The following is a 23,432-nucleotide window of genomic DNA, read 5'->3' as shown; positions in this document are numbered from 1 at the left end:
TAGTTGATACACTTGTTCTTCATTAGCCCAGTTAACCAGCGCCTATGGTTCATATCAAGCGCGTGGAACTTACCAACTTCAAATCCTTCGGCGGTACTACTTCAGTCCCTTTGCTGCCGGGGTGTACTGTCATATCTGGGCCAAATGGTTCGGGTAAATCTAATATTCTAGATGCACTGCTATTTTGCCTCGGACTTTCCAGTTCTAAGGGAATGCGAGCCGAACGCTTACCAGATTTGGTAAATAACACCCAAACGTCTAAAGGACGCGCTTCTATTGAAGCTAGCGTCACTGTGACGTTTGATTTGTCAGATGAAATCTCACACAAAGACACAAAGGCGCAAAGGGAGGAAGTAGAGGAGGCAGGGGAGACAGAGGGAGCAGGGGAAGCAGGGGAAGAAAATCCAAAATCCAAAATCCAAAATTCAAAATCGGCAGAGTGGAGTGTTACTAGAAGGCTGCGAGTCACTCACCAAGGAAGTTACACGTCGAATTACTATATCAATGGTGAAGCTTGCACGTTGACAGAGTTGCATCAGCAATTAAGTAACCTACGGGTTTATCCTGAAGGCTATAACGTGGTGCTGCAAGGGGATGTCACCAGTATTATCTCGATGAATGCGCGGGAACGGCGGGAAATTATTGATGAATTGGCAGGGGTGGCGGCGTTCGATCGCAAAATCATTCAAGCCAAATCAACTTTAGATGAGGTGAAGGAAAAGGAAGATAGCTGTCGGATTATTGAGACAGAATTAACTGCACAACGCGATCGCCTTTCTCAAGATCGGGCTAAAGCTGAGAGATATCAAAAACTCCGCACGGAATTTCTAGCGAAGCAATCCTGGGAAGCTGTTTTATCATGGCGATCCTTGCAAGCACAACAAGAAAAGTTAGTTCACGAAATTCAAACAGGCGATCGCAATTCTACTGAACTCTCAACCCAACTCACAAACCTAAATTCTGAAATTGTCCAAAAAACTGCTGAACTTGAACAACTCAATGCCCATGTCAAAGCATTGGGAGAAGATGAACTTTTGGCGGTACAATCTACCCTCGCCACCCAAGAAGCGGAACGTAAACAACTCCAGCGCCAGTTAACCGAATTACAAACAGCTTCCCAAGAAACCGCCAAACGTCTGCTTCAAACTCAGCAAGAAATTGAAAAACACCGTCATTCCCTAGAAGAAATTGCCGAAACCCAAATTGTAGAGACGCGATTCATCGCGTCTTCCCAACACCAAAGGGATGAAGCCCACCAATCTCTAGAAACCTCCCGCGAAGCTGCCGCAGAAATTGCCTCAGCCTCGGAAGCATGGGTACAGCAACAAACGGCATTCAATCGTCAAATTGAAACTCTGTTGCATACTCTAGAACCGCAACGCACAGAAAAAGCACAACTCACAGAACGGAATAATCAGTTACAGCAATTAATTTCCGAGCAAACCCAGCTAATTGAACGCGACGAACCACTATTAGCCCAAAAACAAACTGAATGTAGTCAAATTGAAACGGAATTTAACGCCTCTAGCGAACCCATCCAGAATTTAGCCCAAAATCTCTCAGCCACAGAACAAGAATTGCAAATCCAACAGGAAACCCAAAAGCGGTTACTTTTTGAACAACGGGAAAAACAACGCCAGTTGGATAAAATCGAGGCGCAAACGCAAGCACAGCAAGAAGTCCAAGGAACCCAAGCGAGTAAAGTTATTTTACAATCGGGAATGCCTGGACTTTGTGGCTTGGTTGTGCAGTTAGGAAAGGTGGAACCCCGCCATCAGCTAGCTTTAGAAATGGCTGCTGGTGGACGCTTGGGACATATTGTGGTGGAAGATGATAGTGTAGCCGCAGCCGGGATTGAACTACTCAAACAGAAACGTGCCGGGAGAGCAACTTTTTTACCACTAAATAAAATTCATGCTCCTAAATTTACTCAAGATGCAACGCTGCGTTTTGCCAGTGGCTTCGTTAACTATGCTGTTAACTTAGTCGATTGCGATCGCCGTTACAAAGATGTATTTAGTTATGTTTTTGGTAACACAGTAGTATTTGCCAGCCTTGAGGCGGCGCGGAAAAACTTAGGATTATATCGCATCGTCACCTTAGACGGAGAATTGTTAGAAACTAGCGGTGCAATGACTGGTGGTAGTAACAGCAATCGTTCGGCGTTGCGGTTTGGAACTGGTGAAGCGGCGGAATCTGATGAAGCGATCGCTTTGAGAAGTCGCTTGGTGGATATTGAGCGAGTTTTAGAGCGTTGTACGGAAGCGATCGCTACTTTGTCAGCCAGAGCCAAAAAACTGACGCAAGAACTCACAGAAGCGCGTCAAGCGCGGCGCGAACAGCAATTGCAATTGGAACAGTTGCAGAAAGACATTAAGAGTTTAACAGTGCAATTACAGGGGACGCGATCGCAACTCGCCCAAAACAGCGAAAAGTTAGCCACTGCTCAATCCCGATTAGAAATCTTAGAGCGGGAATTACCTGGACAAGAAACTCAACTGCAACAATTGCGACACGCTTTAGCAGAGTTAGAAGCGTCTCAAACTCCCAGTGAATGGCAACAAATCCAGGCAACCATTAAAATTCAAGAGCAACAATTGCAACAACGCGAAACAGCGTTACGCGAAGCTGAACAAAGATTAAAAAATTTAGAAAATCAGCAACAACGTTTACAAGAGAAAATCCAAGAAGGGGAGGAGCGAATTAGCCAATATCATCACGAACAAAAGGCGCAACAAAATCAACTAAATACCCTCAGCACTCAGCACTCAGCACTCAGCACTCTCATCACCCAAACCCGCGCCAACCTGAGCCTTATGGAACAGAATTTGGGAGAAGAGAAACAAAAACGCGACGCTACAGAATTGGAAGTGCGATCGCACCTTTTGCGCCAACAACAATTGCAATGGGAAATCGAAAAACTCAAAGAAACCCAAGAGAAGCGGCGGGAGGAATTAATTGCACTGCAAAGCCAGTTGCGAGATATGGGAGCAGAATTACCAAATCCTTTGCCGGAAGTTCCAGATAAGGTAGATTTGGAAGAATTGCAGAAAGAATTGCGATCGCTTACCAAACGCTTACAGGCAATGGAACCTGTTAATATGCTGGCGTTGGAAGAATACGAACGCACTCAAAACCGTCTCCAAGAACTCACGCAAAAATTAGAGACACTAGAAGGGGAACGCACCGAACTACTTTTGCGGATTGAAAACTTTACCACATTGCGGCAACTTGCCTTTAAAGAAGCCTTCGATGCTGTCAATGAAAACTTTCAATCAATTTTTGCCATTCTTTCAGACGGCGACGGCTTCCTACAACTCGAAAATCCTGAAGATCCCTTTAGCAGTGGACTTAATTTAGTTGCACATCCCAAAGGCAAACCTGTACAGCGCCTAGCTTCCATGTCTGGGGGAGAAAAATCACTTACAGCCTTGAGCTTTATCTTTGCTCTTCAACGCTACCGTCCATCGCCCTTTTACGCCTTTGACGAAGTGGATATGTTTTTAGATGGAGCAAACGTAGAACGATTAGCTAGAATGATTAAGCAACAGTCACAACAAGCGCAATTTATAGTTGTGAGTTTGCGTCGTCCGATGATAGAATCAGCCGAACGCACAATTGGCGTTACTCAAGCACGAGGAGCCTACACTCAAGTTTTGGGGATTAAATTACAATCATCCAATACATCTGCTTGAGTTTTTGTTAATAATAGTGTATAGACAAACCGGATTCGAGATCAGGACTCGGTATAGAATGACCTCCGAACAGATAATTAGACGTTCCGATATATTAAACACCCAGGTGATTACCCGCGACAACGGCAAGCGGCTAGGCATCATCAGTCAAGTATGGGTTGATATTGATCAACGAGAGGTTGTGGCTCTTGGTTTGCGAGACAGCCTGATCTCCATTTCGGGCATACCGCGCTACATGTACCTCAACAACATCAGCCAGATTGGTGATGTCATCTTAGTTGATAACGAAGATGTAATAGAAGATATCGAAGTTGAATCTCTCAGCAATCTGATTAACTGGGAAGTAATTACAGAAACAGGTGAAGTATTAGGCAAAGTCCGGGGCTTCAAGTTCAACGGCGAAACCGGGAAGCTTAACTCTATAGTCATCGCTTCTTTAGGATTACCCCAAATTCCCGACCAATTTTTGAGTACTTACGAGTTCTCAGTAGATGAAATTGTCAGTACTGGCCCCAATCGGTTGATTGTGTTTGAGGGAGCCGAAGAACGGGTGAATCAGTTGACAACTGGTTTGTTAGAGCGTTTGGGTATCGGCAAAGCACCGTGGGAGAGGGATGCAGAAGAAGAATACGGCTATACTCCGCCACGCCAAGTTGCACCAGGTAATCAACTTCCTAGTGGTGTGCCATTACAGCCACCCAAGCAGAGAGTTCGCGCCCCCGAACCCGTAGCGCGGGAAGAGGAATGGAATGAAGACTATGTGGAAGAAGAAAGGCCACAGCGTCAGGTAATGAAGGCGCGGCAGTATGAATCTATTCAATACGAAGAAGACGAGGAAGAAGATAACTGGAGTGAAGCAACGGGTAGCGACAGGTATCAACAACCGCAGCCGCTAAAGTATGAAGCCAAGCCTTACAGCAAGCCTTATGTTGACGAATACGATGATTATGATGATGTAGAAGGTGATGCTTGGGAAGATGAGCCGAAGCCTGTGAATATTCCTAAGAAAGTTAAGGAAAGACAGCCAGAATACGAAGAAGAAGGCGGATATTAATTAATTCGTAATTCGTAGTTCGTAGTTCGTAATTCGTAATTCAACCAGAAAATTACGAATTATTTCTCAGATAAGTTTAGCCCTCTCCTTGCAAGTAAGGAGGGGGCTAATTTTTTAGGATAAGTGAGGTGTAGAAGCAATACGTTGGTTCGGTTAAGGTTTTTTGATGAAAATTCTAGATCACAAAACCGCGATGAATGATCACAAAGACGCGATAAATCGCCGTCTCTACAAAGGACTGACTATTGTAGAGACGGCGATTTATCGCGTCTCTTGTCTTAACCTATTGGCTCAGGGGTAGATATTCAATTCGATCCTGGTATTCATCCTCAAACGAAGCTTCAACTATGATGATTAATTCTTCAACAGTTTGTCCAATGCTTTGGTTTGCATCTATGGTGAAAATTCCAGGAATATGGCGACCTGAAGCTAAATGGTCAGCCAAATGTCTGGGCATCGACTTACGATTATTTGTCACCAAAATAAATCCATTGGTTTCGCACCAAATCAAAATCTCTGGATCTGGAGTACCCTTCGGTGCCACATTTAAATCCCCAATGATTCGCACGACCAATTCAGGGTTGCGTCGCACAAGTTGAGAACGATATGTAGGACTCAGATGTTCATCCAACAGATACCGGATTGCCATTAGCTTTCCTGCAACTGTTTTCCAGCGTTTTCTTCCTGAATCTGTCGAAACCTCATCCTGGCAGGAGATGGATTTCGCTGTTGTTCTTCGCGCATGGTTCGGGAAAATTCCAACCAATTTACCAGATAAGCATCAACCTTTGAACGATGATGCAAGTAATACAAAATCGTGGCGTAAACCTGTTCTAACGTCACCGTATGAAATTGTTCGGCAATTTCTTCTGGTGTTTTAGAGCGATAGATATACTCGTAAAGAATGCTCTCAATCCCAATACGGGTTCCTTTGAGTCGGATGTCATCTGGTGCAAGGGCATTGAAATACTCTTCCAGATTCATAAAGCAATACCCCTCAAATTAACATTCCACTTTAATCATAAAAGAACACCGGGAAACTCTATGATCAACCCTAAAACAGTTTGTAACTAATTAGTTAAGTGTTCAGAAACTCCCCAAAAGCTGCTAGCGTCAAACAAAGGAAAAATATCGTTGTGGACTTTCGAGCTTGAAAACGCGTTCTAATTACTGGCAACTACTGCCTTATATCCGACTCCAGTGGAAAACCATCACCAAGGGACTCATTGGTATCTTGGGATACGTGCTGGCGACATTAGTGTTGATAAATCTTGCCGGTAAATTGGCAATTCCCTTTGCACAGGGTAATGTAGTAGCGATCGCTCAAATAACTGGCAGCTGTGCCTTAGTCTTTCTTGTCAGAGGCTTGTTTCAGTCTATACAAGATATGTACATGGCCAAAGCTTCTTTGAGAGTTGCTTTTTATCTCCGCCAGCAAGTCTACGCCCATCTGCAAAAGCTAAATCTCAGCTATTTTGAAACCGCAAAAGCAGGTGATTTATCTTACCGCCTCACGGAAGATGTTGACCGGGTTGGCGAAGTGGTAAATAAAGGATTTCACGACTTTATCCCCTGCATTTTGCAGTTGTTGGCAATTCCGATTTACATGATTTACCTGAATTGGCAACTGACATTAGCAACGGTGATTGTTGCGCCACTGATGGGTATTTTAGTTGGCTGGTTTGGCGAACGGTTACGCAAGTATTCCTTAAAAAGTCAAAATCGCGTGTCGGGTTTATCAGCCATCCTCGCGGAAGTTTTCAATGGTATTCGTTTAGTACAGGCTTTTGCTGCCGAAAATTACGAAATTGCCCGCTTTGGCCATGAAGCAGAACGCAGTCTTAAAGCTAAATACTCAGCCGAACGCCTGAAAGCGATTCAAATTCCCATTGTGGGATTTTTGGAAGCCTTAAGTGCGTTATCGTTACTGATTGTGGGAGCGTGGCAAATTTCCCAAAATAACTTAACAGTGGCGAATTTTTTCAGCTATCTGGCGGCGGCGGCGCTGTTAATTGATCCCATCGGTCATACTACTAACAACTACAACGAATTTAAGCAGGGTGAAGCATCTGTTGACCGGGTTTTTGAATTGATGGCAATTCAGCCGACGGTAATCGAAAAGATAAATGCGATCGCTCTCCCCCCAGTCAAAGGCAAAATAGAATATCGTCATATTTCCTTTGCCTATAAGCCTGGTGAACCCGTATTAAAAGATATCAGTTTATTGGTATCACCAGGTGAAGCGATCGCACTTGTGGGTGCTTCTGGTGCTGGTAAAACCACATTTGTCAATCTCCTTCCCCGTTTTTACGACCCGGAAGTTGGTCAAATTTTCATTGACGATGTTGATATTCGGGATGTGAAGCTGCATAGTCTGCGGCGACAAATTGGGATTGTTCCTCAAGAAACCATCATGTTTTCGGGGACAATTGCCCAAAATATCGCCTTTGGACAAGATGTTTTTGACATGGAAGCAGTTAAAGAGGCGGCGAAGATTGCTAATGCTCATCAGTTCATTAGCCAACTACCAGAGGGTTATCAGACCTGGGTAGGCGAACGTGGGGTAAACTTATCAGGAGGACAAAGACAAAGAATTGCGATCGCTCGTGCGGTTCTCCTTAATCCCCAAATATTGATTCTTGATGAGGCGACATCAGCATTAGATTCTGAATCAGAAGCACTGGTACAGGAAGCGCTGGAAAGACTGATGCAAAAACGCACAGTATTTATTATTGCTCACCGTTTATCAACCGTGAGACGGTGCGATCGCATTTTAGTTCTCGAACAGGGACAAATTGTTGAATCAGGAACCCATGAAGAATTATTAGCTCTAGAGCATCGCTACGCGCGGTTTTATGCCCAGCAATTTAGTTAGTAGTGGAGAAGACACAGAGAGTTAGAGAAAAGTAGAACTTTTCAAAAGTTTGTCTTGGATTGACTTTTTTGGTTGATTACTTTGTCCTGCTGTCACATAATCGATTCCGAGATTGATGGTACTTTGTTTTTGCACCAACTCCTTTATCCAATCGCGATATAAGCTATGACACTCAATTTATATTTACTGCGACATGGAGAAACCACTTTTAGTCAAAGTGGTAACTTCTGCGGTGAAACTGATGCGGAGTTGACAACAGAGGGGATGCAGATGGCATCCGGTTTTGCCGATGTTTATCAAAAATTGAAGTGGGAAGCTGTTTATGTTAGCCCGATGAAGCGCACAGTTGCAACTGCCAAGCCATTTTGTGATGCTATCGGTATGGATATGCAGTTGCGTGATGGACTTAGAGAAGGTAGTTACGGCGAATGGGAAAGGAAGAGTAAATCGTTTGCCCAAGAGAATTACGCAGAAAACTATGTAAAATGGTTGACAGAACCCGCTTGGAATGCACCACTAGGTGGAGAAACTGCGGTAGATATTGCTAACCGTTCTATGCCTGTAATTGCTGAAATTCAAGAAAAACATCACCAAGGTAATGTTTTAGTGGTTTCCCATAAAGCCACGATTCGGATTATGCTTTGCAGTTTACTGGGAATTGATTTGGGACGCTATCGCTATCGGGTGAATATTTTGGTCGCGTCGGTAAGTATGGTTAAATTTGACGTTAATGGCCCTTTGTTAGAAATATTAGGCGATCGCCATCATATACCCGATCATATCCGCTCTCGTCCGGGAACATAAACCTCGTCTACCTTGAGAACCGTAGTTTTGTAGTTTCGTAGGTTGGGTGCAGCGTTAGCGTAACCCAACATAAATAAGGTGGTAATGTTGGGTTACGTTTCACTCCACCCAACCTACATCAATATGTCTTTTAAAAAACTCTAGGTTTCAACATAAATCAGGTTTAATTGGCAAAAAGTTTTGTTATGAGTGGGATGCAAGCCGGGTTTGATATGACTTGTCAAGAAGGGATAGCAGACTTTCAAAATACCAAATTAGATGAGCTTACCCTGGGTATTTAGCATAGTTTTTGCAAAAATAATTTCGTTAACGATGTCCATAACATCATTGACTACATCTTCTGCTGTTGAAGGATCATTGATATATTGATTTAGTGACTTAAATTTTTCCGGTGAGATATTTCCCATTAATTTACTATCCCAATTTGCCAGCATTTCATCGAATACTTTTTTGGCATCGCCATTAGTGCAGACAATAGGAATCACCGGAATTTTTTCTTGTTTAGCATATAGATAAGTTTCATACGTTCCACCAACACCTCCCACAAGAATCACCAAATCTGAATGTTGCAAACAATCGAGCCATTCATTAATACCTGACTCCGTGTATTCGACTTTTCCGCCCTTAAATACAGGTTGTTTTCCTCGCGGAACAACGTGAGTTAACTTATCGGTTAGGCGGATATCTTTTTGCGCGATTTTTTCGGCAAACTTATCAGCGACAACATAATCTACTCCCTCCCATCCACCTGTTATCAAGTTATAGTTATATTCTGCTATTTTTTTACCAAGTTGTTGAGCGCACCAATTGATTTCATTAGGAATTTCAAAAGATCCTGTTCCTGCAACTAAAATACTCTTTTTGTTTCTGAGTTTAACAGCATCATTTTTAATAGCATCAGTAAGCTGATTGATAAATCCATTAAAGTTTTGAGACGGATCAATGCTTAATTTATCCGAGATAAAAAACATGAATTCATCAATCTTCTGGGAAATTTCCATAATTTTTTCAGCAACATTATACATTGCAGAATCTTCATGAGCAGATAATTCTGAACCCATAAGTTGTTTTAGTGTTTCACTCTGTTGCTTCCAATATTTTATATACTCAGTCTTACCTTCTTTGGTATAAACATTAGCATCCTGTAAAACCACAGGAAAAACTTTTTGTTCATAATCCTTGCATTTCATGATTTCAATAGCTTCAAACATACAGTATTCAGAGCGCAAATATTTGTCGCTGACAACGACAATTACATAGTTTCCACGCCCGATTTCCTGCATGAAGTCGTGTATACTCTTACCTAGCGTTAAATAGTTGCGATCGCGAATTAAGTTGTAACGTTCAGAAATAAGTGCAGTGCAAATTTTATCGACTAATTCTTCGCGTTGACTACCTAATTCACTCTTGTTATCTTTCCATGCATAAGATATGTATATCTGATTCATTTTTTTAAGGTTTTCTAAGATGCGATAGAGAAATTTGGAAGCAATAAGTGAATAAAATTTGCTTCTACATAAACTATCCTCCACCTACGCGGACTTAAAAAATAACCCACGCAGGCAAAAATAATTCTGAGGTAGGTTTTAGAGCATCAGAACTTTAGAGTTTAGTCTGTGTAGCCGTGATTTCTAATCACCAAGGCTGAATAAAATTTTACTTTTATATTTAGATAACCGACCTACGTATTTTCTCGCAATTCAATTTGGATTGCTATGTCTATACAATTTAGTTAAAAATTTTTGTAGAGACGTTGCAATGCAACGTCTCTTATTAGATTATTCGTTGTGTAAATTACACCAGATATAATCTCAATAAGCTGTCCAGATTAAAAAGAAAATAGGTGTGATTTTACTATTTTCTAGACTGAATCGCCTGGATTAACTGATAAAAAGGTTGCCAATTATCTTCTTGAGCAATTGCTTCCCAAGTAGACTCAATCACAGGTCTTAATAGTGCCGTTTTAGGATTATGAACAGCTAGTGTTTGAGCAATTACATCGGTACGGCCGCTATCAAAATAATTCAAGATTTTATGGTATAGTATGCACCAATCATCAAAGATTCCCGACGCACCCGGTACTGGCACAATATCTGAATTATTCATCACAAAACCTGGCTCATCTCGCCATTTTGATGAAAAAGTCCGAGCCATCTCATAAAAAAACTGGTGATAACCAACTTGGCTATCTTTCAAGAATTCAACCGTTAGATTCAACAGTTCCGTAGCTTGTGGGTGTGACAGTTCCACAAAACCTAACTTTTTCAACATCAAAGAACTGTATTCAGCTTGATAATATTCATCAAACCTTTCTAATGCCGCTTCCATTTCGTCTTTATCAAGAATCGCCTTTAAAGGTTCTTGGAGCATTTGTAAATTCAACTTACAAATACTTGGTTGATTACCGTAACAATAGCGTCCATAATAATCAAAATATGCAGCTATAAAGGATGGGTTATAAGTTGGGATAAACGCGTAAGGGCCATAGTCAAAACTCTCTCCAGTAATTGACATATTGTCAGTATTTAGGACTGCATGACAAAAGCCAGCTGCCATCCACTGCGCTACTAGTTCTGCAATTCGTTTCACTAATTCTGCGTAAAACAAGACATATTTATCTTGTTCAGCGCTTAAGTGTCGATAATATTGCTCAATTACATGGTCTAACAGCTTCTTAGTTAAATCTGGACGCTGAAAATAGTGCAGTCGCTCAAAAGTGCCAAACCGAATATGAGAACTGCTCATTCTAATCATCACAGATGAGCGGGTAGGTGAAGGTTCATCGCCCCGCCAGAGGGGTAAACCTGTTTCAATCATGCTCAAACAGCGCGAGGTACGTACACCCAAGTGGTGCAGTGCTTCCGCAGCCAGAACTTCCCGCACTCCACCTTTGAGCGTGAGCATACCATCGCCTCCACGGGAGTAGGGCGTTCTCCCAGAGCCTTTTGTGCCAAAATCGTATAATTCGCCATCAGTGGCGCGGACTTGTCCATAGAGAAAGCCTCTACCATCACCCAATTGTCCGTTATATTCACCAAATTGATAGCCGTGGTAACGTAGTGCTAACAAGGGTTTGCGCCCCTGAAACTGGCCAAAAGCTGTGATGAAATCTTCGTCTTTGACTACTTGGGGGTCTAAACCCAAACGAGGTAGTAGTGCATCGTTACGCCAACGCAAGAGGTGTTGGGGAAATTCTGCTGCTGCCACCTCATCATAGTAGTCATCACCTAGAGATTCTAAGGCGCTTTCGTAGTTGAGGGAGAGAAGAGGATTGCTAGAATTTTTGTAGTTTGGAGTTTCAGCCAGAGTCATTACGAGCAAAGCTTAATTCATTCTTCCCTTAATACTACCTCTGGCTTCAACATCAGCATAGACACAAAAAGCGACCATATCTAAAATATGGCAGCGCCACCATCAAAATCTAGAGCGCATAATGAATAAAGTTTTGCAATTAAAGAAAAAATTAACTCAATTAGCTATTTTAGACGCTACATTTGAGGTTTTTGGCTCAGAATCACACCAATATCAATTAAAACCTTGCTTGAGTAACAAAGATATTCAAGTTTTTGAATCTAGATACAAGATCAGTTTACCAAGTGAATATAAAAACTTTCTGTTAGAAATTGGCAATGGTGGTGCGGGGCCAGGATACGGCTTATCTGGACTATCAGGAATTGAATATGAAGATATAACCGCAGAAAAACTATACCAAGAGAAGTACGAAATTCTCTCTAAACCATTTCTTTTAACAGAAGCGTGGAATGATTTAGATTTGATTATCAACAATATAAATGATGCTTATTTTGACAATAAGTTTATCCAGGGTACTCTCACTATTACAACTTATGGTTGTGGAATTGATGCAATATTAGTCATTACCGGGGAGCAATCAGGAAAAATCTGGATAGATGACCGTACTAATGATAATGGAATATATCCTGCTTCTTTGGATTTTTGTAGTTTTTTCCATGATACCGACCCTGATGATTCTCATCCAAATAGCGACCAGGGGCAGCCTTTAAGTTTTTATGATTGGTATGAAGACTGGCTTAACCGAAGTTTGCATCAAATCCGCCAGTCTTCGGAAACTTAACCTTAATTAAATCAAACTGAATTTTTTACTTTTTAATTGGTTGCGATACTGGTTGAGTAGTTCCTACTGGATTTGATGTTGGTGAAGTAATTCCTACTGAGTTTGATGTTGGTTTTGATGCCTGTGAAGATAAAATTTGTTTTACTTGTTGGTTATAAGTTTGCAAAATTGATTGAACCTGTTTTTGTTGATCTTGATTCAGATCCAAAGATTTTAACACTATTCTAATTCTCTGACGGGATTGTAGTGCTGCCTTAAATTTAGTGGCTTGAGAGGGGTTTAATAAAGCCTCAATATCCTTATCTCTTTGCTGACGAGCCACTTGTATTTGTTGACGCTGTTGGTTTGTAAGTTTGATTTTTTGGTGTGCGGTAGGACTATTCTGAGTTTTTAAGGGTGGTGTAGTGGGGGAAGTTGGAACTGGTGCTGCCAAAACCACTCCGTGCAATATGGTAGCAAAGGCGAAGATAGTAGAAAATACAGATAAGCGCTTTATAGAATTAATAGACATTTTGAAAAACTCCTCAATCATCTAAAAAAAATTCACCCCTTGTCTTATTAGTCAGATGGTGAACAAATATTACTCTTGCATTTGTTTGTGGAGTTGTTGTGTATTTATTATGGATTTACTATGAATTTATAGATATTGCAAGTTAATGTCTCAAGTTATTAATTAACTGTGTATAAATATAACATAGAGATACCGAACTTATTAAAATAAGCTCGGTATCTCTACACTACTAGAAAATAGCTGTTTAAAATTTTGGTGCTTGCCAATTAGTATTTGTAAGACTTGTCATAATATGATCTTCCCATTGTCCATTAATTAACAAATAGTCTCTAGCGTATCCTTCAATAACAAATCCGAGCCTTTTTAAGACATTGCCACTGCGCCGATTGTGAGGCATATAATTAGCCATAACTCGGTGAAAGTTCAACTCTTGGAATAGATATTGAGTTGCGGCTTTTAGCCCTTCTGTCATATATCCTTTACCTTGTTTACTTTCAGCAAGACTATATCCCACGTAGCAAAAATGAGCGGCTCCTCTTACAAAATTGCTAAAATTTACGGTTCCAATAACTACAGTAGGATTTTTTTTTGTAAAAATAAATAGCTTTAATGATTGCCCATTAATAAATTCCAGAAAACTATTCTCTATCTGATATTGCCAATATTCGTCAGTGAAAAAACCATCAGCCCATAGAGGGTAGAATGGGGTGAGATAAGTTTTGTTATAAATGAAGTATTTAAGAATTTGGGGTATATCTTCATGAATCGCCGCTCGTAATAATAGGCGATCGCTAGTAATTAGTGGCAGTTCTGATATCATAATCGACGGGATCTCTTCCCAGCACATTCTCTAAATTTTATAAATTCTCTCATACCTACGGTTTAGCAGCAGCAGTTAGAACTGTTTTACCCAATGCCCTTTAAAACAGACAGAGTGAGTATTTTTGCTGGTAATCTGCCATTCCACCAAAATCTTGATAAGCTGATGTCTAATATCTAGAGCGCAAGGATTGAGAGCCAATGGGTGATAAAGCACAGTGCGGGGCATAACTTCGATAAAATCGCTTTGCCCAAACGCTGTACCGCAGGAAATTCAACCAAAAGACAGCTCAAGATTCAACCCAATCTACAAGAAGGATAGTGATGTGGTGGGAATACGCTACGATTGGCAGGAATTAGAGATTCGGGCGATATACAATATGCCATTGCTAGAGCTTATTTATCAAGCTGCTAGCGTGCATCGCCAATATCATGACCCAACAAAAATACAAGTTTGTAAGCTTATATCCATTAAAACGGGAGGTTGTCCAGAAGATTGTAGCTACTGTGCCCAATCTTCGCGCTATAAAACAGAGGTAAAGGCGGAAGCACTCCTAGAAAAGGAAACCGTTGTTAACATCGCCCAGAAAGCTAAAGAAACTGGTGTTAGTCGCATCTGCATGGGTGCTGCTTGGCGCGAAGTCCGGGATAACTCACAATTTGAGGAAGTCCTGGAAATGGTCAAGGATGTAACCGCAATGGGCTTAGAAGTGTGCTGCACTCTGGGTATGTTGACGGCGAATCAGGCTAGGAAATTAGAAGAAGCGGGACTTTACGCCTACAACCATAATTTAGATACCTCGCAGGAATATTACAGCACAATTATTACTACGAGAACTTATAGCGATCGCTTGAATACAATCGAGAATGTCCGTCAGACAAATGTTACTGTATGTTCCGGCGGTATCCTGGGTTTAGGCGAAACTGTCGATGACCGAGTTGGGATGTTACAAACTCTGGCAAATTTACATCCGCATCCAGAGTCAGTACCAATTAATATTCTTTCACAAGTGCCGGGCACACCCTTAGAAAATCAACCTGATGTCCCCATTTGGGATATTGTGCGGATGATTGCCACAGCCAGAATTTTAATGCCAGCTTCTGATGTGCGTCTGAGTGCTGGTAGGGCGAGACTTTCTCAAGTTGAACAAGCTTTCTGCTTTATGGCAGGAGCCAATTCTATCTTTTCTAGCGACGACAACAAAATGTTGACGGTGACAACTCCCTGTCCAGATTACGATAGCGATCGAGAAATGCTCAATTTACTTGGTTTGGGGATGCGTCCACCTTCCCAAAGACAGGAGAAGGTAGCAAGTCCAGCTATTGTAGGATAAATATTTGATTTTGTGCAAAACATTTAGTCAAGGGTTTAGATCCAGACTAAATGTTTTTTTGTTCTGATTTTCTTTATTGAACAGAATTCAGAATGAATTCTGTACGACTGGTGGATGAATAACCGGCGTTTTTGCACCCCCACCAAATTAAAAATTTGGTGGTCAACAAGAAAGTCGCGGATCTGAATCCCCGACTGATAGCGTAGCGGTAGCGAGTCTGCGAGCGTCTTGATTCGGACTTCTGAATTCTGACTTCTGAATTCTTCTTCAATAACAAGGTTGCTGCTATTCTCCTTCAAATGAAACTAAGAGCTTTCTTAAAAGCACAATCAGTAATTCACGCTCTGAGGGCTGCAAAACACTGAGGATGCGATGCTCATTGGCAACATGAGCTTCTACGGCTTTCTCAATTAAGTTGAAACCTTTTTCTGTCAATGTGATTAAAGTGCCGCGCCGATCGCTCGGATCGGGAATTCGTTGTACCAACCCAGCTTGCTCAAGTTGGTCAACGCGATGGGTCATTGTGCCCGATGAAACCATCAAAGTATTAAACAATGCCGTTGGTGATAGCTGGTAAGGAGCGCCAGAACGACGTAAGGTAGCTAACACATCAAATTCCCCAAGATTCAGACCAAACTGAGAAAACGTCTCTTGGATTGCGTGTTCAAAATGCTTGGCTACCCGTCCCATCCGCCCAATTACTCCCATTGGCGATACGTCCAAATCAGGACGCTCACGTTGCCATTGCGCCAAAATTATATCGACTGAATCGGAAGCCATTGTGCTGATTGCTGATGCAAATTTCTTGATATCAAATATCTTAACATCAAGATAAATGCTAAAATCTCGATATCAAGTATCTTGATGTCAAGAGAAAATCCATGAAGATAAAGACTGCCGGAAGGTTTGATATTTCGCTGACAGCCTTAGCACCAGCAATTTGGGGAACTACGTACATTGTGGCAACAGAACTTTTGCCACCGAATCATCCGTTGTTAGTTGCAGCATTGCGATCGCTACCTATCGGTATTTTGTTAACCGCAAGTTTGCAACAACTCCCCAAAGGTATTTGGTGGTGGCGGATTTTGCTGCTGGGAGGGTTGAATATTGGTATTTTCCAAGCCTTGTTATTTGTGGCAGCCTATCGCCTTCCCGGTGGAGTAGCAGCAACAGCCGGAGCAATTCAACCGTTGTTAGTGGTGATATTTTCGTGGCTATTATTAGGCGATAAACCATCCAAACGCTCAATTATCGCTGCCATTACCGGATTTATTGGCGTTGGTTTATTGGTTCTCAGTCCTGCGGCTCGTCTTGATTGGATCGGAATTGGTGCTGCGATCGCGGGAGCAGTAACAATGGGCTTAGGAACGACATTAACCAAACGCTGGAAACGTCCAGTTTCCCTGCTGGTGTTTACGGCATGGCAATTGGCGATCGGCGGGATGATTCTTTTACCTATTGCCCTAGTTGTTGAAAAACCGTTGACTAACCTGAGTGTGACAAACCTATTGGGATTTGTCTATTTGGGTTTGGTGGGAACTGGGTTAGCTTATATGCTTTGGTTTCGGGGAATTGAACGATTAAAAGCAACAGCTGTTTCTTCCTTGGGATTGATGAGTCCTTTAGTTGCAACACTGATGGGCTTTCTGGTGTTACATCAAACGTTAATGCCAATTCAACTGATTGGAGCAGCGATCGTACTAGTGAGTGTTTTGGTAGGGCAACAAACGAATCGATTAGGCGATTGTTCGACTACTTACAAAGTATAGTCTAAAAAATTACTTTAGTTCAATACGGTTTGCTATTGATTAATTGAGTTAAACAGATTTATCGCCAACTTTTGGATGCTATTTTTAAGCACATTAAGGGACAGGTAGAATGCCCGTCCCTTAAGATTGATCGGTTGATAAGTTGGATCTGTCTCTCGATTAAATTATCTTGGCAGTTCGCAGACCGAACAACAGACCGACAGATAAACCGAAGAACAAAGCTAAAAAGCCGATGTAAGCTGCAATTGCAAACATTTATTTTTCTCCACAATACTTCCTAAATATATTGAATCATTAGTTATTAGTCATTTGTCATTTGTCATTTGTCATTGGGGCATGGTTATTCTTGTCTGCCTCATCTCCCCCACTCCCAGATTGCGATAGAATACAGCCCACGGGCGCTTGTTTGGGGTTGAGCAATGACTTCTTTAATTAATGTAAATTTACCAGAGCAGTCTTATGAGATTGCGATAACTTCGTTGAGCTGCGCTAACGCACCTTCGAGTTTAGATCAACTGGGTCAACAGATGGCCAATCTGAAGCTAGGCAAGAAAGTACTGCTAGTTTCTAATCCAACGATTTTTAAGCATTATGGGGAAAGAGCAATTACATCCCTGACATCTGCGGGATTTGAAGTCGCTAGCTGCACCCTACCGCCTGGTGAACGCTACAAAACCCTTAATTCCATCCAAAAACTCTACGATATAGCCTTGGAAAACCGCCTAGAACGTTCTGCGACAATGGTGGCTTTGGGCGGAGGTGTGATTGGCGATATGACTGGCTTTGCAGCCGCAACCTGGTTGCGGGGTATTAATGTTGTCCAAGTGCCTACAACTCTCTTGGCGATGGTAGATTCGGCAATTGGTGGCAAAACTGGCGTGAATCACCCCCACGGGAAAAACTTGATTGGGGCATTCCATCAACCGCGCTTGGTTTTGATTGACCCAGATGTTTTAAAAACCCTTCCGATGCGCGAGTTTCGGGCAGGGATGGCAGAAGTTATTAAATACGGTGTAATTTGGGATGCTGAATTGTTTGCCCAGTTGGAAGCAAGTAAACGACTTGACCAACTCCGCTATGTAAAACCTGAGCTAATAGACACCATATTAACGCGCTCTTGCCAAGCCAAAGCTGACGTTGTTGGCAAAGATGAGAAAGAAGGCGGATTACGCGCAATTCTCAACTATGGACATACAATCGGTCATGCAGTGGAAAGCTTAACTGGTTATCGTTTAGTGAATCACGGTGAAGCGGTAGCTATTGGTATGGTAGCAGCTGGTCAGATTGCCGTCGAATTGGGAATGTGGCAAAAGGAAGACACGGAACGTCAAAATGCTTTAATTCAAAAAACAGGTTTACCGACTCAGTTACCATCTGGGTTGGATATTGAAGGAATTCTTGAAGCGTTGCAACTAGATAAAAAAGTTAAAGCAGGAAAAGTGCGGTTTGTTTTACCAACGCAAATTGGTGTAGTGACAGTTACCGACGAAGTGCCATCAGATATTATTCGGCAAGTATTACAGGGAATGTAAACAATTTGAAGAATTTAGGAGTCAGAATGGGCTAATAGAAGTCAGAATTGAAATTAGTTGCTCTGTCCTTCAATTACGAATTACGAATTACGAATTAGGAATTACTGAGCCATGATACTCCAAGCCAAAAATCAATTAACCTTGCAAGAGTTCTTAAATCTTTCACCAGGTGAAGGAGATATAACTTATGAACTTGTTGATGGTCAAGCAATTCCTAAAATGTCACCAAAATTTTTTCACGCAAAACTTACCCGTGTTCTTCTCAATTTGATTGAGCAATCGTATGAAGGTAAAGGAGAAGTTTGCCCGGAATGGTCTGTTGCATTAACTCGTCGGGGGCGAGATTGGGTACCAACACCAGATATTTTGTACATCTCTTATGAACGTTTACCCACTAACTGGGATGAAAACGAAGCTTGTCCTGTTCCTCCCGATTTGGTAATTGAAATTATTTCACCTGGACAAACCTTTGGACAAATGGCAGCTAAAGCCAAAGACTATTTGGATGCTAAAGTGTTGCGGGTGTGGGTGGTAGATAGTAAAGCCAGAAGTATTACTGTTTTTTATCCAGATGCAGCACCACAAACTTATATGGGAGACGAATTACTCACAGATTCTCTATTCGAGAGACTGGAATTTACTGTTGAGCAGCTGTTTCAAAAGGCGAAAATACCATTAGATGCCGAATAGCACACTTTTTGCGTCTAGCACAATTTGACGCATATCATTTTTATTGCCTGCTTGATATTGAGAAATGAATTCATCAATATCTATAATGTTTCTTCCCATACTTTCATGTGTACATAAGCTTAGACAGTCGTAGCCATTGTTAGAGATTATTTCCTCAACAAATCCAGTCATGACCACAAGGTATGTAAGCTGCTCAGGTTGACTACCGTAAAAATCAGACTGGATAAATTTTACAAGTTTTAATTCTCCTAGAGTTACTTTTACCTCCTCCATAACTTCTCGTCTTGCAGTTTCCTCATAAGTAAATTCGCCTATCTGCACATGTCCCCCAGGGAGGTCAATACCACGGTCAAGGAGAGCGCATACAATTAAACCATCCTTGGTAAAAGGTACGACTAGAACACTCGTTATCTTTTCAAAGGCAGGCAAAAATGAACTGCCAATATCTACAAAATTGACTTTTTGACCTGTTTGGATGACAGTCTTTCTGCAATCCTTCTCACTCATTGGCTTAATTTCTGCTATTTAATATAGTTATAAGACTCCTATTTTATTTTTCAAACTGCGGTTATTTCTGCGGTTGCTGCTGGCTATTTGTTGGTTGCAATTTATTAAATAAAGCTGGTGGGGTAGCTTTACGGAATGCACCGCAGTAGTGCATAGTCATAACTGCTTTAAAAGCCCAATGGTCTTTTGGCACATCACTAAAAGGATTCGGTAAAGTTTCTGCTTGATTTTGGATACAAGCATTCAAAACTTGATTCGATTCTACTGGTGTGTCGGTAGTAGGTTCTTGAGATTTAACAGGAGTAACAAAGCTAGTAGTAGCTAGCATTACGACTGTTACCAAAAGTTTGCAGTTCATAAATTTGAGCTTTCTAGGGATGAAAGTCTACCCTATTTTAGTTCCCAGGCTGTCGCCCAGGAACTAGAATAACCTAAGCGTTAGAAAACATGGTAAGCATTACTAATAGAACAACTAATCCACTGATCCAAAGAGCTAACGAACCCCAACTAACTGAATCTTTTTGTACTCTTTGCCAGAAATTGTTAACTAAGTTATTTCGAATTGCCATATAACCTCCAATTTTTATTAAACTTGCACTTACTCAAGGTATGAAGCCTGGATTGAGCAAAGAAAAGTTCATCTTTAGGAATATCAGCCTTTATTAGCTGATTCCCAAAGACTAATCAACAGAGATTTAAATTAATCCGTTTAGGGATGTTTACGATAAAGCGTGTGTCTTAACGCATTACCGATCTAATAAACAAAAATTTACAAAAAGATATTTGTTGATGCTTAACTTTATTTTCCCATACGTAACTGTTTACACTTAGAAATTTGGCAATTTTGAGAGAATTCTTAACGTTGCCTTAACCATGTGTAAAAACTAGTATTTTTTTAATCAAAAACTACTTAAATACTGATTATGTTTCACTTTCACTCGTGATTTATCTAGACTTTAAAATAATAGTGAAATGGGAGGTAAATAATGGTGCAACAAATAAGACATAATGAACCGCAATATATATGTATTATTCCAGTTGAGAGAATTACAGCTAACCAAGACGAAGAAATTATGACCTTTGGTCTATCAGCCGACGATGCAAAAAAACAAGGTGAGGAATTATTAGCATCTACCTATAGTTGTAATAAATCACAAGTTTTGGAATTGATCCAGCAAGCACGAATTGAACCAATAGCTCAGTGGTGTGCCCCTAAAGAACGCTAAAAGTACTTATGACGGTCTTGGCAACAGCAACTATTAGCACCCAAAATGGTATGCAAATATTTGCCTTACCTGCATGAAGGAGCAATGAATCTATGACCGATGCCAAGCAAACTTCTCCGCGCCGCCGTCGCTCTTGGGCAGAGCCATATAAAATTAAGGTAGTTGAGCCATTAAAAATTACTACTCGCGCTGAACGCGAACAGGCGATCGCACAAGCCGGTTACAATACTTTTCTACTACGTTCTGAAGATGTCTATATTGATTTGCTCACTGATAGCGGCACTTCAGCCATGAGCGATTATCAATGGGCAGGGATGATGCTGGGTGATGAAGCTTATGCCGGCAGCAAAAATTTTTACAATTTAGAAGCAAGTATCCAAAAGTATTACGGCTATCGCCATATTGTACCCACTCATCAAGGACGTGGTGCGGAAAACATTCTTTCTCAAATACTGATCAAACCAGGAGACTACATACCTGGCAATATGTATTTCACCACAACCAGGTTGCATCAGGAGTTAGCTGGCGGCACTTTTGTCGATGTGATTATTGATGAAGCCCATGATGCCCAATCACTGCATCCATTCAAGGGCAATGTAGACTTACAAAAGCTCACAAACCTAATTGAGCGAGTTGGGGCAGAACGTATTCCCTATATCAGCGTCGCCGGAACCGTGAATATGGCTGGCGGACAGCCGATTTCTATGGCTAACCTGCGGGCGGTACATCAGTTAGCCCAAACCTACGGTATCCGCATTATTCTTGATGCCACCCGCGCTGTGGAAAACGCTTACTTTATCCAGCAGAGGGAAGAGGATTATTCTAATCAGGCGATCGCTACCATCTTACGCGAATTTTGCTTCTATACCGACGGCTGCACCATGAGCGGCAAGAAGGATGCACTGGTTAACATCGGTGGCTGGCTGGCTCTCAATGACTATAATCTTTACGAAGAAGCACGTAACTTAATAGTGATTTATGAAGGTCTACATACTTACGGTGGTATGGCTGGCCGGGATATGGAAGCTATGGCACGGGGTATAGAAGAATCAGTTCAAGACGATCATATTCGTGCGCGTGTCGGTCAGGTTGAATACCTCGGACAAAAGCTTTTAGATTGGGGTATTCCAATTGTTGTGCCGATTGGTGGTCATGCCATTTATTTAGATGCCAAACGCTTTTTACCACAAATCCCCCAAGATCAATTTCCGGCACAACGTCTAGCAGCAGAACTATATCTAGAAGCAGGCATTCGGGCAATGGAACGGGGCATCGTTTCCGCAGGGCGCAATAAAGAAACAGGCGATAATTATTATCCAGAGTTAGAACTAGTCCGTTTAACTATTCCCCGCCGTGTTTACACCCAGGCTCACATGGATTTGACTGCTGAAGCAGTTGAAGAGGTTTTTTATAATCGCGATCGCCTACGCGGACTCAAAATGATTTATGAACCGAAGTATCTCCGCTTCTTTCAAGCAAGGTTTGAATTGCAGTAAAGGGAGAATTGGGCATGAAAAGAGGCAGAGGGGCAGAGGGAAGGAGTGCAGAGGAGAAGAATTTTCCCCTTGCTCCCCTGCTCCCTGCTCCCTGCCCCCTGCTCCCTGCTAATTATGCGGCATAGAAAACCAACGTTCGCAACTCAATACTCTCACGTGGTGGGGCATCTGGCTGGCTTGTTGGGTCGTCGAATGCGGTGTGGGCGGCGAACCGCGCCAAACCTTCTTCCTCTGAATCAAAACACTTGATAAGTAGGGCTTCGTTCCGTTGCATTTGCGGAAAGTAGAACCACCGATGTTTTGGATTGTATGTGACTGCGTAGGTTTCGCCAATGCGATCGCGATATACAAGATCGGTAGCCACGAGGTCATTCGGTGCGATACTTTGGGCATCACACACCGCTAATGGAGACTCTTGAACTGGCCCTGCGATCGGTCGCCAGAGGTTGACTACACTAAATCTATGCCGCAGAAGCTCATCAGGATCTTCAGTACCGATTGCTTCCAACACGGTACGGGCGCGACTATAACCAGACTTGGCGGTGAAGTCGTTGTGTACACCCCTGACTGGTGTCTTTATGCCTTGTTCGCCCTGCTTCGCTCGTTCGGCATTACGCAGGTTGTGATCGAACACTATCACCCTTTGGGCACCTGTCAAATCCTTGAGAAATTCCTCGGCTTCAGGGTAGTAAACGCGGCGCACCTCATCCCGATCGTAAAAGTCTTTAACAGTGCTGTGCTGTTCGACCAAGGCGAATCCCTGTTGATCTAAGGACACATTTTCTGCGATCGCCCGAGCATCGTAGATTGGGAATGTATGTACCTCATACTTCCCACTTCGCTGTGGAATACCTGGCGGTGGTTCGTAGGTGTAGTTAACAGGTTTTTCTGCTGTTGGGGTGAGGTAATGGAGTTCTCCCTCAACGTGCGGTATATCTTTGAATAATTGACTGTTTAAGCTCATGGGTTAATCTCCCAGTGAATTCAACAATGTTTTAGTGATGGCGGATAGAGGACTGTAACCTAT

22 protein-coding genes are annotated in these 23,432 nt (G+C 42.0%); 11 read left to right on the top strand and 11 right to left on the bottom strand.

What is annotated here, in order from left to right; all coding sequences use genetic code 11:
* Window positions 1-44 precede the first annotated feature (44 nt).
* Window positions 45-3,695: a chromosome segregation protein SMC gene (gene smc, locus ACFFRD_RS07820; protein ID WP_392481045.1), complete on the top strand. Its 3,651-nt coding sequence runs from the start codon at window positions 45-47 to the stop codon at window positions 3,693-3,695.
* 58 nt (window positions 3,696-3,753) lie between these two features.
* Window positions 3,754-4,749 carry a PRC-barrel domain-containing protein gene (locus tag ACFFRD_RS07815; RefSeq protein WP_392481044.1) on the top strand — a complete coding sequence of 332 codons (996 nt, stop codon included), beginning with the start codon at window positions 3,754-3,756 and terminating at the stop codon, window positions 4,747-4,749.
* 283 nt (window positions 4,750-5,032) lie between these two features.
* Here the strand turns inward: ACFFRD_RS07815 and ACFFRD_RS07810 are convergent, their stop codons facing one another.
* Together ACFFRD_RS07810 and ACFFRD_RS07805 are read right to left on the bottom strand one after the other, a co-directional pair.
* Window positions 5,033-5,398 (bottom strand): DUF5615 family PIN-like protein, encoded by a 366-nt coding sequence (locus ACFFRD_RS07810; protein WP_392481043.1) that lies wholly within the window; start codon window positions 5,396-5,398, stop codon window positions 5,033-5,035.
* Complete coding sequence (locus ACFFRD_RS07805) at window positions 5,398-5,733, bottom strand: DUF433 domain-containing protein (protein ID WP_392481042.1); 336 nt, start codon at window positions 5,731-5,733, stop codon at window positions 5,398-5,400. Before ACFFRD_RS07805 ends, ACFFRD_RS07810 begins: the two co-directional genes overlap by 1 nt.
* A gap of 166 nt (window positions 5,734-5,899) precedes the next feature.
* Between ACFFRD_RS07805 and ACFFRD_RS07800 the strand changes: the two genes are divergently transcribed.
* On the top strand, window positions 5,900-7,624 hold the full coding sequence (locus ACFFRD_RS07800; RefSeq protein ID WP_335032626.1) for an ABC transporter ATP-binding protein: 1,725 nt from the start codon (window positions 5,900-5,902) through the stop codon (window positions 7,622-7,624).
* Between the two features lie 165 nt (window positions 7,625-7,789).
* Complete coding sequence (locus ACFFRD_RS07795) at window positions 7,790-8,428, top strand: histidine phosphatase family protein (RefSeq protein ID WP_392481041.1); 639 nt, start codon at window positions 7,790-7,792, stop codon at window positions 8,426-8,428.
* A gap of 254 nt (window positions 8,429-8,682) precedes the next feature.
* Here ACFFRD_RS07795 and ACFFRD_RS07790 read toward each other — a convergent pair whose 3' ends face one another.
* Both ACFFRD_RS07790 and ACFFRD_RS07785 read right to left on the bottom strand, forming a co-directional pair.
* The gene (locus ACFFRD_RS07790) at window positions 8,683-9,876 is read right to left on the bottom strand and encodes a TIR domain-containing protein (protein ID WP_392481040.1); all 1,194 of its coding nucleotides are present in this window, start codon (window positions 9,874-9,876) and stop codon (window positions 8,683-8,685) included.
* A gap of 406 nt (window positions 9,877-10,282) precedes the next feature.
* On the bottom strand, window positions 10,283-11,740 hold the full coding sequence (locus tag ACFFRD_RS07785; RefSeq protein ID WP_392481039.1) for a YdiU family protein: 1,458 nt from the start codon (window positions 11,738-11,740) through the stop codon (window positions 10,283-10,285).
* 121 nt (window positions 11,741-11,861) lie between these two features.
* Between ACFFRD_RS07785 and ACFFRD_RS07780 the strand changes: the two genes are divergently transcribed.
* Window positions 11,862-12,521 carry an SMI1/KNR4 family protein gene (locus ACFFRD_RS07780; RefSeq protein WP_392481038.1) on the top strand — a complete coding sequence of 220 codons (660 nt, stop codon included), beginning with the start codon at window positions 11,862-11,864 and terminating at the stop codon, window positions 12,519-12,521.
* Window positions 12,522-12,546: 25 nt separating this feature from the next.
* On the opposite strand, the gene ACFFRD_RS07775 is transcribed toward ACFFRD_RS07780, so the two are convergent.
* Both ACFFRD_RS07775 and ACFFRD_RS07770 read right to left on the bottom strand, forming a co-directional pair.
* Window positions 12,547-13,032: a hypothetical protein gene (locus tag ACFFRD_RS07775; RefSeq protein WP_392481037.1), complete on the bottom strand. Its 486-nt coding sequence runs from the start codon at window positions 13,030-13,032 to the stop codon at window positions 12,547-12,549.
* A 244-nt stretch (window positions 13,033-13,276) separates the two neighbouring features.
* On the bottom strand, window positions 13,277-13,852 hold the full coding sequence (locus ACFFRD_RS07770; RefSeq protein WP_392481036.1) for a GNAT family N-acetyltransferase: 576 nt from the start codon (window positions 13,850-13,852) through the stop codon (window positions 13,277-13,279).
* A 325-nt stretch (window positions 13,853-14,177) separates the two neighbouring features.
* On the opposite strand from ACFFRD_RS07770, the gene bioB reads away from it, so the two are divergent.
* Window positions 14,178-15,185, top strand: a complete 1,008-nt coding sequence (bioB, locus tag ACFFRD_RS07765; protein WP_392481035.1) for a biotin synthase BioB — start codon at window positions 14,178-14,180, stop codon at window positions 15,183-15,185.
* Between the two features lie 285 nt (window positions 15,186-15,470).
* On the opposite strand, the gene ACFFRD_RS07760 is transcribed toward bioB, so the two are convergent.
* Window positions 15,471-15,965, bottom strand: a complete 495-nt coding sequence (locus ACFFRD_RS07760; protein ID WP_392481034.1) for a MarR family winged helix-turn-helix transcriptional regulator — start codon at window positions 15,963-15,965, stop codon at window positions 15,471-15,473.
* 101 nt (window positions 15,966-16,066) lie between these two features.
* Between ACFFRD_RS07760 and ACFFRD_RS07755 the strand changes: the two genes are divergently transcribed.
* Window positions 16,067-16,954, top strand: coding sequence for an EamA family transporter (locus ACFFRD_RS07755; protein WP_392481033.1), 888 nt, complete (start codon window positions 16,067-16,069; stop codon window positions 16,952-16,954).
* Window positions 16,955-17,113: 159 nt separating this feature from the next.
* Here the strand turns inward: ACFFRD_RS07755 and ACFFRD_RS07750 are convergent, their stop codons facing one another.
* On the bottom strand, window positions 17,114-17,209 hold the full coding sequence (locus tag ACFFRD_RS07750) for a cytochrome b6-f complex subunit PetL (RefSeq protein ID WP_094332720.1): 96 nt from the start codon (window positions 17,207-17,209) through the stop codon (window positions 17,114-17,116).
* A 164-nt stretch (window positions 17,210-17,373) separates the two neighbouring features.
* Between ACFFRD_RS07750 and aroB the strand changes: the two genes are divergently transcribed.
* Together aroB and ACFFRD_RS07740 are read left to right on the top strand one after the other, a co-directional pair.
* The gene (gene aroB / locus ACFFRD_RS07745; RefSeq protein ID WP_392481032.1) at window positions 17,374-18,486 is read left to right on the top strand and encodes a 3-dehydroquinate synthase; all 1,113 of its coding nucleotides are present in this window, start codon (window positions 17,374-17,376) and stop codon (window positions 18,484-18,486) included.
* A 111-nt stretch (window positions 18,487-18,597) separates the two neighbouring features.
* Window positions 18,598-19,176 carry a Uma2 family endonuclease gene (locus tag ACFFRD_RS07740; RefSeq protein ID WP_392481031.1) on the top strand — a complete coding sequence of 193 codons (579 nt, stop codon included), beginning with the start codon at window positions 18,598-18,600 and terminating at the stop codon, window positions 19,174-19,176.
* On the opposite strand, the gene ACFFRD_RS07735 is transcribed toward ACFFRD_RS07740, so the two are convergent.
* Both ACFFRD_RS07735 and ACFFRD_RS07730 read right to left on the bottom strand, forming a co-directional pair.
* Window positions 19,162-19,683 (bottom strand): NUDIX hydrolase, encoded by a 522-nt coding sequence (locus ACFFRD_RS07735; RefSeq protein WP_392481030.1) that lies wholly within the window; start codon window positions 19,681-19,683, stop codon window positions 19,162-19,164. The genes ACFFRD_RS07740 and ACFFRD_RS07735 overlap by 15 nt on opposite strands.
* A 61-nt stretch (window positions 19,684-19,744) precedes the next feature.
* Entirely contained in the window at window positions 19,745-20,041 is a 297-nt protein-coding gene (locus tag ACFFRD_RS07730) for an S-layer protein (RefSeq protein WP_392481029.1), read from the bottom strand.
* Window positions 20,042-20,669: 628 nt separating this feature from the next.
* Here ACFFRD_RS07730 and ACFFRD_RS07725 point away from each other — a divergent pair.
* Window positions 20,670-20,909 (top strand): hypothetical protein, encoded by a 240-nt coding sequence (locus ACFFRD_RS07725; RefSeq protein ID WP_392481028.1) that lies wholly within the window; start codon window positions 20,670-20,672, stop codon window positions 20,907-20,909.
* A 92-nt stretch (window positions 20,910-21,001) separates the two neighbouring features.
* Window positions 21,002-22,405, top strand: a complete 1,404-nt coding sequence (locus ACFFRD_RS07720; protein WP_392481027.1) for a tyrosine phenol-lyase — start codon at window positions 21,002-21,004, stop codon at window positions 22,403-22,405.
* 112 nt (window positions 22,406-22,517) lie between these two features.
* Here the strand turns inward: ACFFRD_RS07720 and ACFFRD_RS07715 are convergent, their stop codons facing one another.
* The gene (locus tag ACFFRD_RS07715; RefSeq protein ID WP_392481026.1) at window positions 22,518-23,369 is read right to left on the bottom strand and encodes a CmcJ/NvfI family oxidoreductase; all 852 of its coding nucleotides are present in this window, start codon (window positions 23,367-23,369) and stop codon (window positions 22,518-22,520) included.
* Window positions 23,370-23,432 lie beyond the last annotated feature (63 nt).

Origin of the sequence: Nostoc sp. C110 (assembly GCF_043099725.1) — a bacterium.
In the GTDB taxonomy this organism is placed as follows: Bacteria; Cyanobacteriota; Cyanobacteriia; order Cyanobacteriales; family Nostocaceae; genus Nostoc; species Nostoc muscorum_A.
Note: the sequence above shows the minus strand (reverse complement) of the source record. Positions and strands in the feature narration are given on the sequence as shown.